This is a genomic window from Afipia sp. GW822-FHT03D08 (assembly GCF_058801645.1).
This window is the reverse complement of record NZ_JBXANK010000001.1, coordinates 524,240-539,461: the sequence shown is the minus strand read 5'-3', so window position 1 is coordinate 539,461 and position 15,222 is coordinate 524,240. Positions and strand designations below refer to the sequence as shown.

Below are 15,222 nucleotides of genomic sequence, written 5' to 3'. Positions count from 1 at the left end.
ATGGGTCCGAAAACCCGAAAACGCGGTCAAAACCGTACCGGGCGACCGCTTCTTATGGTGCGAACGCCCCGCGGGCAACCCTTTTCAGGGCGGACCAGGACGGTCCTGCGAGGGTTTCAATGGCCCCGCCGCTCACGATTTTGAACCCGAGGCGGCGGGCCACGAACCAGTACTGGACGATCATCGCGCCGATGATGCCGGTCAGCGCCCCCGCGACCACGTCGCTCGGGTGATGGGCCAGCAGAACCACCCGGCTGACGCAGATCAGCACCGCATAGACGAACATGAAAAGCGTCATCCGCCGCCACACGGCGGAGACCGCGAAGGCCAGCGCAAACGCCGTGGTCGCGTGACCGGACGGCAGGCTCTCGAAGGCCGGATTGCCCGCAAAATGCTGGTAGAAAAACGCGTTGGCATCGCCGCCGACAAAGGGTCGGCTCCGGCCGATGATGTATTTCAGAAGTTCGCCGCACAGAACCGCGAACAGCACCGCGAAGAACAGATACTGAATGCGCACGCCAAACGCGATCAGCATCGATCGCAAGACGTCGCTGAGCAACGGCTGGACCAGCAGAATGACGAAGAGCAGTCCCGCCAGCGTCCACAGCACATAAGTCGACTTGCCGAAATCGGTGAGGATCCGCAGCCACCACAGGCTGGCAGTGCCCCGCGCGGGCATCTGCTTGATGGCCGCGACATCGACTGCGAACATCAGAATGCCGATGGCGATCGCCGTCAGTGCGGCGACCCCGATCCATCTCCGCGCCAGAGCGCGGCGCGCCTCGGCACGCCGCGAGTGCGACGGCGCACGCACCAGCCGCGCCACCGACTGCCACGCAACCTGCCCGACCAGCGTCACATAATTTGCCGGTCGCGCGCCGGGTCCAGTCGCCATTTACTCCGTACCTTCGGAGCGGAAGATGGCGACCGAAATCGCGCGGCCTTGCGAGAAATTATAACCATCGATGCGCGTGCCGGCGTTGTAGCGCAGCCCGATTGCTTCTGCGCGCTGCGCGAACGCGCGCTCCTCGCGCCATTCCACCAGCGCAAACCGGCAGCTTCCCTGCAACAGGAAGTCCGCCGCGCCCGAGCCGTTGGTCAGGACGGTCGACGTACCCACCATGAAGACGAGGCTTGGCTCCTGGAAACCTGCGGCCGCGGCTGCCGGTCCGACGCATTCGACGCTGCGCAGCGCACGCGCGATCTGGACGCTCGGGAACAACGGCGCAAGCGACGGCACCACGACGCCGTAAATACACGCCGCCATGAACCACGATGCGCCGATCGCATTCAGCAGAGAACGCTCGGCGTGAGTGTCGTCATACATCCACCAGGCGAAGAGTCCGAAGATCAGCGCACCGGCCGCGAACGGCCAGGCCAGAAACTCCGGCTGCCGCAGCAGCGCGATCGCTCCGATGATGGATGCGACGGTGATGATCAGCGGCAACACGAACCACCATGCCGACCCGCGCACAATCCATGCGGAACGCGACAGCACTTTTCGCTCGAGCGCGCCAACGATCAGGATGGCGATGGCCGGATAAAGCGGCAGCACATAGTGCGGCAGCTTGGTGATGACGAGTTCGAAGACGATCCAGGCCGGCAACAGCCACGCCAGCAGGAACTGCGCACCGGGTTCGCGGCGCGCGCGCCAGATCGCCGGGGTCGCCATGCCGGCCATTGCAGCGCCGGGCCAGAACGTCACCCAGAACAGGACAAAATAGAGTCCCGGCGGCGCGCCATGCGACTCCTGCGGACTGGCGACCTTGCTCAGCATGTCGGCGCCGAGCGAATTTGCGAAGAAGGTATCGCCGGCCTTGAGGAAGATCGCGATGAACCACGGCAGCACCAGCACCAGCGTCCACATCAATCCCCAGACCGGACGCAGACGCCACAGCCACGCCGACGAACGATCGAGAACCGCGAGGGTCACGACGGTCGTCGCAACGAACATCAGGATCAGCGGGCCCTTCAGCAGAATGCCGCCCGCAATGGCGGTCCAGAACACAAACGCAAGTGTCCACGACGGATGTGGATTGTCGTCGCCGCGCTGCCACGACAGATAGGCTCGCGCCATCGCGCCCATCACGGCCGTGGTGGTCAGCAGCAGCATCGCATCGGTCTTGGCGAGGCGCGCTTCGACACCGAGCAGAATCGAGCTGCACATGATCAGACCGGCGATCAGCGCGCCGCGCCGGGTCACGAAGGCCAGCGCCGTCCAGTACGTGAGCAGCACGGCGCCGATCGCGCCGATCATGGAGGGAATGCGGTAAAGCCAGATGCGAACCTGCGCGCGCGGCAGTCCCAGCTTGGATGCGGTCTCCACGACGGCGGCCTGCAGCCAATAGATGCCGACGGGCTTCTTGTAGCGCACCTCGTCCTGGAAACGGATGTCGACGAAATCGCCGCTCTCGACCATCTGCTTCGTCGCCTGCGCGAAGCGGGCTTCGTCACGGTCGACCGGCGGAATGTTGAAGAAGCCGGGCAGGAAAAACAGCAGGCCGACCAGCACAAGCAGGGTGACGGCGCGGGCATGGCTCCCGACCGCGACGTCAACGACGCGCGCGAGTCCGCTGCCCGGGTTTTTCTGTTCCACGGGCTCGCGCGGCGCGCCAAATCGGGGTCTTGGGTAGCTCTCAGCCATCGGTTCCGCATACGCTGAAACCGATAGCCGGACAACAGGTTGAGCCGGTTCTACTGAATTCTCACGACGACTGTGTCCGCCGCGCCAGTGGCATCCATCACCGTCAGCCGGACGAAGCCCGGCCCCGGCGGATCGACCAGTTTCTGGCGCCGGCTGTCGATATTTCCGACCGCGACGCCGTTAACCATCATGGTCATGGGCAGCACCCCGCCCGCAACCTTGACCGGCATGGCCGACTGGCCCGTCTCGCCGCCGCCATAGGCGTCGATCCGCGAGCCGTTCAGGGGGAACTGAATGCGCAGTGCCTGTTCGCTGCCGGTCCGGACGAAGTCGCCAGACGGACGGAAACGCCGGAGCGGCAGCGGCAGCTTGGCGTTGCTCGCCATCAGCGTTCCTTTCGGGGCTTTCGGCAGCGCCATGGGCAACTTCCCGGTGCGTGCAAAGGCATCGAACAGGATCGGCGCCGCCGCCGTCCGGCCGGTCAGGCCCGGAACCGGGGCACCGTCAGGACGGCCGACCCAAATGCCGATGGTCATCCGGCCGTCGAAACCGACCGACCAGGCGTCGCGATAGCCGTAGCTGGTGCCCGTTTTAAACGCGAGCCGGTTATGCGGCGCATTGTCCGGCGGCGGCGTGCCCATCAGCACATTGCCGACCAGCCATGCGGCCGATGGATCGAGCAGACGCCGCGTCTCGGGCTCGGCTGCGTCGTCCGGCCGCACGATTTCCCGCAGCGCTGTCGTCTCGCCAAGCCGGGGGAAACCCGAATAGAGCCGGACGAGATCATTCAGTGTGACGCCGACGCCGCCGAGACCCATGGCGAGACCGGGCGTTTCATCCTTGGGCAGGATCAGGTTCGCGCCCGCCTGCTTGATCCGCGCGGTGAGCCGGTTGGAGCCGATGCGGTCGAGCAGCGCGATGGCCGGCACGTTCAGCGACATCTGCAAGGCTTTACGCACAGTGACGGTGCCCTGAAACGTCATGTCGAAGTTTTCCGGCGCGTAAGAGCCGTACCGAATGGGCCGGTCCTCGATCAGGCTTTCGGGATGCACGAAGCCGTCCTCGAATGCGAGGCCGTAGATGAAGGGCTTGAGCGTCGAGCCGGGCGAGCGCACCGCGCGGGTCATGTCCACCTGCCCTGCGCGCCGCGTGTCGAAGTAATCGGACGATCCGACATGCGCCAGCACATCGCCGCTTTCGTTGTCGACCGCGAGAATGCCGACCGAGACGTCAGGCCCGAGTGCAATCGCGCGATCCCGTGCCAGCGACTCCAGCGCTTTCTGGATCGTTGAATCCAGCGTGAGCTGAATCACCGGCGTATCTTTCATGATCGCGAGCGACTGATCGGTCGCATGCGGCGCGAGCAGCGGCATCGGTTTGCGCAGGCGCGGCACGATCTCGCGTTTGGCGTGCGCCGCATCGTCGGCGGAGACGCGGCCGTCTTCCACCATGCGCGCGAGCACGCGATCCCGCGCGGCCTGCGCCACCTCGGGATGACGATCGAGCCGCCGCGTTTCCGGCGATTGCGGCAGCGCCACCAGCAGCGCGGATTCCGCCAGCGACAATCGCTTCGGCTCCTTGCCGAAGTACGCAAACGACGCCGCGCGGACGCCCTCGAGGTTTCCACCGAACGGCGCGAGCGTCAGGTAGAGATCGAGAATCTCGTCCTTGCTCAGTGTGCGCTCAAGCTCCACCGCGCGCACCATCTGGCGCAGCTTGGCCGAAACCGAGCGCTCCTGCCGCGGCTCCATCAGCCGCGCCACCTGCATGGTGATGGTCGAACCACCGGAGACGATGTGTCCGCGCGTGACGAGCTGGATCGCGGCGCGTCCCATCGCCAGCGGATCGACACCGATGTGCGAGCGGAAGCGCTTGTCCTCGTAGCACAGCAGCAGATTGAGATAGCCGGGATCGACGTCCTTTGCATGAGCAGGCAGCCGCCAGCGGCCGTCCGCCATGGCGAAGGCGCGCAGCAGCTTGCCGTTGCGGTCGAGGATGGTGGTCGACACCTTCTTTGCGTCGGTGAATGGCAGCGGCGGGAGTGAGGCGATCCAGATTGCGGCGGTGACCAGGAAAGCAAACACAGCCATGGTCGATAGTGCGAAGCTGCGAAGTATGTCTCTCCGCGGTGCCGACCTTGCAGCGAGCGAAATCGGCCCCCTCTCCCCGGTGGGGAGAGGGTTGGGGTGAGGGGCTCTCGATCCATCGATAGATTCTACGCCCTCACCCGGATCGCTTCGCGATCCGACCTCTCCCCACGGGAGAGGTGAAGCAAGAGCATGCATCCGCTGCGCCGGGACGACCGCAGAAGTTTCGCCGGTGACCTGAGAAGTATGGTCGGCCTTCTCGCTCATTTTGCCTTCGTTACCTCGACCGTACCCGTGCCCGTACGCCCGTAGCGCGAGGGATTGTACATGTCCTCGACATAGGCCTGCGGCAGCACGTACTTGCCGGGCGAGACCGCGCGCACGATGTAGGCGACGGTGAACACGGCTTCGTCCTTGGCTTCGCGCTCGATGGCCGCGCTGAAGCGGTCATCGCGGAACTCGGTGTTCTCCGGCTCCTCGCCGTCCTCGATCCAGTCGAGCGTTCCCGAGTCGCCGGACGACACCAGCTTCGGATTGTCGATCTCCAGGCCTGCCGGGAGATAATCGACCACCATGATGCGGCCGAACTCCGGCTTGGCTTCGGTGACCTTCAGCACGACGGCGAAGCGGTCGTTCTGCTTCGCTTTCGACACATCGGCGGGCTTGCCGTCGAGCGTGAAGAAGTTGCGCTCGATCTTGAAGCCGTTCGACGCCGCAGGCTCCGGCGTGACCGGTGCGCCGGTGACCGACACCACCGCCTGCACCGGCGTGTCGCCGGTGTTGGTGATGGTGATCGGCTTCGCCGCGACGTCCGCGCTGCGGTAGTTGCGGTAAACCGCGTTTTTCGCTGTCTCGCCGTTGACCGTTACCGCAAGACCATTCGCCTCCTTCGCCAGCGCCCGCGAGGCCAGAACCAGCCACGCGTTTTCCTGCGTCGAGGTGTAGGGCGTCAGACCGCGTGCGGCCTCGACGCGCTCGACCGCAAGACTGATCGTGGCCTTCGGCGCGTTGCCTTCGCTGGACAGCGAGACCAACGCCGCTGCATCGCGCAGTGATGAGCCGTAGTCGCTGCGGCCGAATTCAAGCGCAGGCTTCGGCGCGAGGCTGTTCACCGCCGCCGCATAGACGCGCTCAGCGCGGCCACGATCACCGACCAGCGCCAGCGCCGCCGCCAACTGTGCCTTGGCAATGGGCGTGGCGATGTTGTTCAGCTTGGTGTCGGCGAGATAGCGCAGGTCGCCGATCGGCGCGGTGCCGTTCTTCGCCAGCACGTAGAGGCCATAGGCGAGATCGCGGCCGCCGTCCTTCTCCGGCTCCTCGGCATTGACCACCGAGTTGCGGATGCGGTCCAGCGCCGTCTTGAACAGCACGTCCGGTACGGCAAAGCCCTTCTCGCGCGCCCGTGTCAGGAAGTCGGTGACATAGGCGTCGAGCCAGGCATCGTCGCCGCCCGCCGACCACAGGCCGAACGAGCCATTGGAGCCTTGCCGCGCGAGCAATCGATCGATCGCATCCTTGATGCGCTGATCGACGCCGGTATCCAGCGCAAGATGGTTCTCCGCCGCAAGATCGTTGACATAGAGCAGCGGCATCGCGCGGCTGGTGATCTGCTCGGAGCAGCCGAACGGATAACGGTCCAGCGCTTTCAGGATCGTGGCGGCATCGAGCGCGGTAGACAGGCCGACCGACAGTTGCACCCCGCCGGTGCCCTGCACGAGATCGGAGAACATGTCCGACGTCAGTGTCAGGCTCTCGCCCTTCGCCAGCGTGCGGACCGAGCGGCGCGCGAGGATCTGCGTCGCCGGTTTGACGTTGAGGTCATAGTGCCGCGCGAGCGTCAGCCCGTTCGGCCCCTTGATGTCGACATCAAGCGCGGCGGCCCCTGCTCCGCCTGTCGCGTCGATGGCGAGCGCAACGGTGCTGCGCTGCTTGGGAGCCAGCCGCATCGTGGTCGCCGGATTGCCGGTGAGTTTCACCGGGCCCGACGGCTTGACGGTGATGATGTAATCGCCCGTAGCGCCTTCCACGTTGTCGAGATCGAGGTTCATGGTGCCGCGATCGCCGCTGAGCAGGAAGCGCGGCAACGTCGCCGTCAGCACCACAGGATCGCGCACCGTGACATCGGTGTTGGCGCGGCCCACTTTCGTGGCGGTCCAGGCCACGGCCATGACGCGCGCGGTGCCGGCAAACTCCGGAATGTCGAACGACACTGTCGCGGTGCCGTCTGCGCCAACTGTCACGATGCCGGAATAAAGCGCGAGCGGCTTCTGTGTCGGAGGGCTGCCCTGCAACTCCGCAGCAGCGCCGTCGCCGCCGGTGCGAATCTGGCCGCGCGTGCCTTGCATACCGTCGATCAGTTGTCCGTAGAGGTCGCGGATTTCGGACGTCATCCGGCGCTGGCCAAGATAATAGTCATCCGGCGCAGGCGGCTTGTAGTTGGTGAGATTCAGAATGCCGACGTCGACGGCAGCCACCACGATCTTGGCGTCCTCGCCGCGGCTCAGACCTTCGATCTTCACCGGCAGCTTGAGCGCCGTGCCCGGACGCACCAGCGCGGGCGGCGTCAGCGAGACCTTGAGCGTGCGCTCGGCCTTGTCGATGCCGAACCACTTCAGGCCAATGGCCCGCCCCGGCATGCGCTGGGCAGCGGCATCGAGCGGACGGCGCAGCGTGGCGACCACATAGGCACCCGTGCCCCAGTCCTTGCCGACTGCAATGTTGATCTTGTTCTGACCTTCCTTGATGTCAGCGGACTGGGTGGTCAGCAGGCGGTCGCCCAGCACATTGATGGTGAGCTTGCCCGCCGTGCGCGCATTCACGGACACGACCATGGTGTCACCGGACCTGTATTCCGGCTTGTCGATGGACGTTTCCAGCAAGTCCGGCGTATCGGCGCTGCCGTCGGAATACCAGCCGACATCGAACTGGACCGAGGTGATCGGGCCATCGTTGTCGCCGGTCTTCACGTCGAGGCGATAGCGCCCGGGCTGGGGCGCGACCTGGATACGCGCCGGCTTGTCCGCCGTCAGGGCGATGGCGCCGTCCGCCACGCGCTTGGTGGATTTCACCGGCTCGTAATCCCAGGACGAGCCCTGCCGGTACCATTGATAACGCGATTCAAGCTTAAGCAGTTCGTAGCGCAGGTCGCTGCGGGCAAGCGCCTTGCCATCGGGCGCAGCGAAGACAACATCGAAGTTGGCAGGATCGCCTTCGGCGACATTCTTGTCAGCGAACAGCGGCTTCACGCCGATCATCGCGTCATTGGGCGCGACCGGAATCGTCAGCTTGCGCTCGACGGCACGGCCGCCGGTCTCCACCATGCGGACGAAAATCTGCGCTTCCTGCGGACGCGTCGAGGACGGCGGTTTCAGCAGGCTGACCTTGAAGGTCGCCTTGCCGTTGGCATCTGCCTCCGGCAGGTTTTCCAGCGGCGTGCGCTCGTTGCTCGCCGTCTCCTCGTCGGCGACGCCGAACTTGTAGCCGGCATAGCCCGGACGGTCCGTCGCGGTCGTCACCAGCATGTCGCCCTCAAGCGCCAGACCCGAGGCGGGTGCGCCGTAGAGGAAGCGGCCATCGACCTCAAGTTCTGCTGGAAGTTCAGCCGCGATGTGCTTCGCCTTGGAAGTTAGAGTGAATTCGATCCGGTCAGCGACATAATCCTCGACCATGAAGGTGGTTTCGCCCACCGACGGCGCCTTCGGATCGGTGAAGGCGCGGACCCGCCAGGTGCCGGTCGGGACCGCCGAATTGAGCGGCAGCGTCAGGCTTCGCCCGCCCGCGCCCTGATCGGGCACAACCGTGCGGCGGAATTCGACGCCGTCGGGCCGCTCGACCACCAGCGTCATCGGCGTGCCGGTGACGCCGTTGCCCTTGCCGTCGCGCAGCAGCGCGGTGACGTAGACGGTCTCGCCGGAGCGATAGACGCCGCGCTCGGTGTAGACGAACGCATCGGGACCCGCCGGCACTGTGCGGCCCGAAACACCGCGATCGGTCAGATCGAACGCATTCGATTTCAGACTGAGGAAGGCGTAGTCGCCCTTGTCGCCGGAGACCGACAACAACGCGGGAGAAAGGCCGCCCTCGCCCCGTGCCAGCCCCGCCTCGAACAGGACGTGACCCGCGCTGTCGGTCTTGCGTGTCGCGAGCACTTCGTTGCTGCGCGACACCAGACGAACCTCGGCATTCGCCGTCGGCTCCGTTGAGGCGAGCGAGTTGACGAACACATGGACGCCGTCATTGCCCGAGTACGCGGTCAGGCCCAGATCCGAGACGATGAACCACTGCGTCGCCAGCGAACTTGAATCGTCGTCGCCGCCGGAGCCTGGCCCCTTGGCGGCGGCCGTCATCACATAGACGCCCGGCTGCATCTCGCCGACAGCCTGATCGACCGGGAACGCGGTGACCACGTCGGCGTTGAGTGTGGTGGCGGTCGCGACCTCTCCGGTCCAGACCTTGACGCCCTTCTCGTTGCCGAGGTCGGACAGTTCATAGCTCGACAGGCTGCGCTGGAAGTCGCTGCCCAGCACCGAGTTGATCAGGTTGCGGTCGCCGATACGGAAAATGTTCACCGACACCGACGGTGTGTTGACACTGACCAGAGGAATGCCCTTCTGGCCGGTACGCGGCAGCACATAGGCGCGGCCAGTGAAGCGCACGAACGGCTTGCGGTCGCGCACATAGATATTGAACTCCGCCGATTTCGGCAGCGTCTCTTTCACGGTCGACGGCAGGCCGGCACGCAGGTTGATGGTGTAGCGCTCGCCGTGCTTGAGGCCCTCGACGCAGAGTTGCTTCTCTTCCGAGGTCAGCGCCGGGCTGTCGGAGCCCGCGAGCGCGACGAACGGATTGAAGTCGGCCCGCTTGGCGAGGTCTTCCGAGAACTGGAAGCAGGCGCGGGGCGAGGCCGAGTCCGAATCCACGCTGTAATCCAGCAGCCGGAAGCCCTTTTCATCGCGCAGTTTTTCATACTGGCCGCGAACGTCGGCGACTTCCTTCTGGTCGAGCGACAGGCGCAGCGCATCGAGCGCCGGACGCCAGAGCTTGCGCTCCGCCAGCGCGCTGCCGAGCACCGCCAGCGCATCGGCTTCCTCGGCTGCATTCGCGGCACGCTGATAGGCGATGTAGGCCGCCGTTGACGCACGCTCGTGGAAGAAGGTCCGCTCGCGGTTATCCGACGGGCGGATCTGGAACACGGTCTTCGCCAGCCTCAGCCAGTTGCCGCTGTCCTCCGGGGCCACGGCGGCCGTCTGTCCCAGCAGAACCAGCGCGCCGCGCAGATCACTGCGCTTGAAGGCGGCATCGGTATCCGACTTCAGCGTCGCGACGGTCTTGTTGATGATCCCGGCCTCGGTCTTGATCTGGGCCTCGAGCCGGATCGCCGAGTCCGCCAGGTCATCCCGCTTGAACGCCTTGTCGGCAGCATGGGCTGAAACCAGACCAAGCGCGAGCGTGGCGCAAACCGACATGGCGCGAACCAGACCAATCATGATGAAAACTCCTTGCGAGCGACGCTGAGCGAGGTCGCTTGAAATATAGACAATGCGCGAATCGTGACAGACTCATGGTCTTACCGATATCGGGCCAAAAGATTCCGCGCGACCGCCGCACATGTGCGGCACAAGGCAGCGCTCCCAGCCATTGACCCGGCTAAAACACGACTGTAGGTCGGGAGACCCCAAAGGCAATGCAGGCCCTCGGGTATGCCCCACCGGTTTGTCGGCTGAGCCCTCGGACAGGTTCAGAAATTTCACGGCCGGGTGGCGGTTTTTTCACGATCGCGGTGGTATGAAGGCCCCAACGGTCCCATAGCTCAACTGGATAGAGTAACGGATTTCTACTCCGTGGGTTGCAGGTTCGAATCCTGCTGGGATCGCCAACTCGTGCCAGATCCATCCCGAGAATATCGAGCTCAGCTCAGCGCCGCCGCCCGATTGCAATGCCGAGCACGAAGGCCGCGAGCAGCGACCCAAGCGGGGCTTCGCGCGCAATATTGCTCAGGATGCTGAGTGGCATGCCGGGCTTCTTGGCGCTCTCCACAAGATCACTGAGAGATTTTACTGCGGCCGACAGCTTGCCGATGCCGAAGCGATCCTCGTCTTCGACGGGGTCCAGCCCTTCGTAGATGAATGGCTGCGGGGGAATTTGGTCTGTCATGGCCGGGCTCCTGGATGCGCCGTTGTTTAAGAGATCAATGGGGAATCCGTTCCCGGCGATCGCGGGAAGTGCCGTGCAGGCGCAGACTGTTGAACCAGCGGTTGTGGTCTGCCGGAAGCATCCAAGACTAAAGGATGACGGGGATTCGGAGCGAAACGCCCTATGTATGCTGCAACGCATCATAAGGAATTTGCCCGATGACGGACGCCGCGAAAATCCCGCCAAGTGCAAAGCCGCAGCCTCCCCAGCCACAACCCGTACCCGCTTCGCGCGAGGATGGCCTGGAAAGTCCGCGAAGCGTTCATTGCTAAAAACCCGCCGGGATGAACCGGCGGGCCTTTATGCATTCAGGCAGTCGTCGTTCAGACCGCGTCTTTTGCAGCCTTGACCGGGCGGGCCCGGACGATCTTGCGTGCCGGCTTGGCCTTGAAGGTCATCGGCTCGCCGGTGAAGGGGTTGGTGCCCTTGCGCGCCTTGGTGGCCGGCTTCTTGATCACAACGAACTTCGCGAAACCGGGCAGCAGGAACACGCCCGACTTCTTCAGTTCCTTGTAGCCAATGCTGGCGAGGGTCTCGAGGACGCCCTTGACGTCCTTCTTTGCGATTTCGTTCTCCGTAGCGATCTTCTCGATCAGCTGCGACTTCGTCAGTTGCGTTGCCATGTTGGCTCCCAGTGATTCGTGCCTGCAGACTTTACGTGGTTTGCGGTCTGCAAAGCTGGAATTAGCGCGATACCAAGCCAAAAATGCACTGAATTCGCATGAAGTCCCCAGTTTTTCAGCTCCGGGGGCTGTGATTCAGGGCTTTAGTGTATGCACAGATCGGAAAATCAGCGCCAACCCCGGCGCCTTGCCGCCAACTTTCCAGTCGGTTAAATGGCGCCTCGCTCGGCGGCGGCGACCACGATTTCTCCCACCGCATAACAATAAAGAAGAAGGACCGGCGGCCATCCTGGCCGCACAGTTCGCGCGAATGCGATGAATCCGGCGATATCGACATATCTGGATGCGCTGCGCGTTATCGCTGCGGGCACCGTGCTGTTCGGCCACGCGCTGGGCTGGCGCACCCTGCCCCATGACGCGGTGATCCTGTTCTTCGTGCTGTCGGGCTATCTGATCTCATACACAGCCGCCGAGCGAGACCTGACCGGCAGCCAATACGCGATCAACAGAATTGCGCGAATAGCCACAGTCGCCGTTCCGGCCATTATTCTCGGCATCCTCGTGGACATCTATGTGCGTCCGCTCTGGCCGCGCGGCTGGCCGGACTTCGCGCCTCTCGACCAGATGGCGAAGACAATCGCTATCTGCGTGACGATGACAAGTTACGTCTGGGATAACAGCTATCCGTGCTTTTCAAATGCCCCTTACTGGTCGCTCACCTATGAGGTCTGGTACTACGCGCTGTTTGGCGTTGTCTTCTATCCGAAATCCCGCAGGACAAAACTTCTGGCCGGTGGCATCGCGCTCATGCTCATGGGTCCCAAAATCGCGGCACTGTTGCCATGCTGGCTGGCAGGTGTCGCGACATTCCACATTCAAAGATCGTGGCGGCCGTCACGTTCATTCGGTCTTCTGCTCGCCGGTACGACGCTGGCAATCTTCCTCCTGATGCAGAACTTTCCGCTCTACGAATTCACCGCCTTGCAGATCGTTGGACCATTGAGCATCGCAACCGGCTATCCATTCTATTCGTCGAATGCCTTTCCTCTTGATTGGCTGACAGCCGGGCTTTTCGCTGCGAACATGCTGGGCATGATCGGAATGCTAGGCGCGACTTCGCATTTGCCAGGAACATCCGTCGCTAGAATTTTTGCCGGAGCAACTTTCAGCATCTACCTCTTCAGTGCGCCGCTGACCAAGCTTGTCTTGGCGCTGTTGCCCGCCTGGGCCTATCAACTGCCCGGCCGGCACGGTCTTCCACTCGCAGTCTCGCTTGTTGTTCTGGGACTCGCGATGACGCTCTCGCTCATCACGGAAAAACAAAAGGACAGGACGCGCGCATTTCTGAACTGGCTTGTGAGCCGATCTCGCGATCGGCTGGCCTCGCGGCGAACAACCGCAGCATCTCAGCGCGCCCTGATGTAAAACACGCAACTCCGAGCTGCGATCGCGCGGCTGGATTTGCTTTCCTCGCTCATTATCATGCAACCACGATTGGCGTGCCATTGGCGCCGTTCACCCACCGCAGGAAATGCCGAATGCTGAGCTTCTCACGCTCGAACGACCAGCAGGTTCTTGATCGCTTCCAGCGCGCGCTGGATACCATCGAACAAAACGTCGTCATGGAAGGTCCGTTCGAGCGACTGGATCCCTACATCGTCGAGCACGATCAATTCGGCCATCGGTTCCGGTTGATCATATTTCATCGTGAATCGAAGGCCTGGTACGACAGCAACACTCCGGAATGGTCGTTCAAGCAAATTCGCGATCACAACTGGCTCAGGCGTGGAGATACGGTCTTTGATCTGGGCTGCAATATCGGATGCAACTCGGTCTGGTACGCAAAGGAAGTCGGACAGGAAGGACGCATCCACTCATTCGATCCCTTCCCGTGGAACACCGCCGCGACGGCCGCGAACGCCGAGTTGAACGGCCTCGGAAACATTCAGGTTCATATGGTTGGCATTGCCGACCGGGAGAGCACCCTATCGATCGCGTCCACCGACGCTCGCATCCTTCATGGCGCCGACGGAAACAAGTTCGAGGTGCCCATAAGACCGATAACCTCTTTCTCTGGATTGAATCCGTCCTTCATGAAGATTGACATCGAAGGGGCCGAACACGAGGTTTCGCTGACTGACTTCAAGCCATTCAAATCCTTACGGTCGATCTATCTCGAACTTCACGAACCTTTCATTCGTGAACGCGGAATTGATCCGAGGGCCTGTCTTGAAAACTTCATGCGGCAGGGGTTTGAAATCCGGCTGAATGAACCGGATGGAGAAATTTATGATCCGAAGCAGAGGGATCAAAACATCGCGCATCTGTATTTATCGCGAACCGGCGCGGAACAGCCGGTCGCGCCGAGGCGAGAGCTTGTTGTGAAAAACAAGGCATCGAAAAAGGTCGCTCTTCTATCCACATGGAACGAGCGCTGCGGGATAGCGCACTACAGCAGCTTCCTGAAGCTGGCTCTCGATCCCTATCTCGACATCACGGTCGTCCCTCTTCCGCGTGAAACGCTGCGCGATGAAAAGGATCGAAAGAAGGGTGACGAATACATCGCCACTATCGCGCCTGCCCTTCGCGATTTCGACGTCGTCTGCGTGCAGCTTGAACCGAGTCTTTTCGGCCTGACGCCCGCTGAAATCCGGCGCCGGCTTCAAACCGTACTGAAAAATTCAAAAGAGCTGATCGTTACGTTTCACTCGATCCCCCCACACGAGTATCGGGGGCTTTTCAAGGAGACGGCGCGAAATCTTTCGGTGCGCGCGCTCGTAAGGCTTGCCCGTCACGCGCTTTCCGTCTTCACGTGGCGGGGCATGCTTGACGATATCGCCGGGCACACCCGAAAACACAAGGTGAGCGCAATCGCGCACAGCAAGGCGGACGCGCAAATTCTCAAGCGAATTCTTCCGGGCGTCGAGGTCCGGGATAACCCGCTGTCATACATGTCCGAGAGCTACATCGAGTCCATGGATGAAAAGGTTCACACCTCAAACCTGCCGTCCGTCCTTCCAAATCTCCCCTCGAACGTCCGCTTCGTCGGCGTGTTCGGCTTCATCGGTCCGCAGAAAGGTTTCGATACCGCGATCCTTGCTCTGAAGCATCTGCCGGAAAACTACCATCTCTTGATGTTTTCCGGCGTTCACGAGGCAACTCTCCGGGTCGGCGACGGCGTCCAGCCGTATCTCGCCCAACTGATCAGACTGGTCGAGAAGCACAAGCTGACGAAACGGGTCCATTTCATCGGCACTGTCAGCGACGACGATCTTCTCCTCGCCATGAAGATATGCGACGCGGCCGTCATGCCTTATCTGAACACGGGCCAGTCCGCGTCCGGTCCGGCCAATCAGGCCGTGGAGTTGAGCAGGGTCTGTTATTTCACGCGATCGCTGCAGTTTCTTGAAATGGAAAAGTATCTTCCGAACACGTTTCAATACTTCGACATCGGGAATTACATCGAACTCGCGCAAAAGATATTGCTGGGACCGAAAGGCAGGGACCGCATGGTTGGGCGTCTGCGTATTGTGGATTTTCCCAGGCTCGATCGAAAGCACGACATCAACGACACCGTTCAAAACTATCTCGATGCAGCCGGTGTGAAAGCCGGCCATCGGGGTGAGATTGTTCAGCTCCCCGCCTCGGTTGAATCAGCGCGCAATGCCTGATATGT

8 protein-coding genes and 1 tRNA gene are annotated in these 15,222 nt (G+C 62.7%); 3 read left to right on the top strand and 6 right to left on the bottom strand.

Annotated elements, in window-relative coordinates:
* Nucleotides 1-52 precede the first annotated feature (52 nt).
* The 4 genes from AC1RM7_RS02585 to AC1RM7_RS02570 all read right to left on the bottom strand — a co-directional run bounded on the left by AC1RM7_RS02585 (nucleotide 53) and on the right by AC1RM7_RS02570 (nucleotide 10,217).
* Nucleotides 53-895 carry a phosphatase PAP2 family protein gene (locus AC1RM7_RS02585; protein ID WP_024919220.1) on the bottom strand — a complete coding sequence of 281 codons (843 nt, stop codon included), beginning with the start codon at nucleotides 893-895 and terminating at the stop codon, nucleotides 53-55.
* Entirely contained in the window at nucleotides 896-2,644 is a 1,749-nt protein-coding gene (locus tag AC1RM7_RS02580; protein ID WP_006020501.1) for an ArnT family glycosyltransferase, read from the bottom strand.
* 50 nt (nucleotides 2,645-2,694) lie between these two features.
* Nucleotides 2,695-4,734 carry a penicillin-binding protein 1C gene (gene pbpC, locus AC1RM7_RS02575; RefSeq protein WP_024919219.1) on the bottom strand — a complete coding sequence of 680 codons (2,040 nt, stop codon included), beginning with the start codon at nucleotides 4,732-4,734 and terminating at the stop codon, nucleotides 2,695-2,697.
* A gap of 260 nt (nucleotides 4,735-4,994) precedes the next feature.
* Complete coding sequence (locus tag AC1RM7_RS02570; RefSeq protein ID WP_024919218.1) at nucleotides 4,995-10,217, bottom strand: alpha-2-macroglobulin family protein; 5,223 nt, start codon at nucleotides 10,215-10,217, stop codon at nucleotides 4,995-4,997.
* A gap of 312 nt (nucleotides 10,218-10,529) precedes the next feature.
* Between AC1RM7_RS02570 and AC1RM7_RS02565 the strand changes: the two genes are divergently transcribed.
* Nucleotides 10,530-10,606 (top strand) — tRNA-Arg (locus tag AC1RM7_RS02565).
* Between the two features lie 38 nt (nucleotides 10,607-10,644).
* Here AC1RM7_RS02565 and AC1RM7_RS02560 read toward each other — a convergent pair.
* Complete coding sequence (locus tag AC1RM7_RS02560; protein WP_006020498.1) at nucleotides 10,645-10,884, bottom strand: hypothetical protein; 240 nt, start codon at nucleotides 10,882-10,884, stop codon at nucleotides 10,645-10,647.
* Between the two features lie 362 nt (nucleotides 10,885-11,246).
* On the bottom strand, nucleotides 11,247-11,546 hold the full coding sequence (locus tag AC1RM7_RS02555) for an HU family DNA-binding protein (RefSeq protein ID WP_006020497.1): 300 nt from the start codon (nucleotides 11,544-11,546) through the stop codon (nucleotides 11,247-11,249).
* Between the two features lie 315 nt (nucleotides 11,547-11,861).
* Here AC1RM7_RS02555 and AC1RM7_RS02550 point away from each other — a divergent pair, with 315 nt between their 5' ends.
* Together AC1RM7_RS02550 and AC1RM7_RS02545 are read left to right on the top strand one after the other, a co-directional pair.
* Complete coding sequence (locus tag AC1RM7_RS02550; protein ID WP_492838438.1) at nucleotides 11,862-12,971, top strand: acyltransferase family protein; 1,110 nt, start codon at nucleotides 11,862-11,864, stop codon at nucleotides 12,969-12,971.
* 113 nt (nucleotides 12,972-13,084) lie between these two features.
* Nucleotides 13,085-15,217, top strand: a complete 2,133-nt coding sequence (locus AC1RM7_RS02545; protein ID WP_024919216.1) for an FkbM family methyltransferase — start codon at nucleotides 13,085-13,087, stop codon at nucleotides 15,215-15,217.
* Nucleotides 15,218-15,222 lie beyond the last annotated feature (5 nt).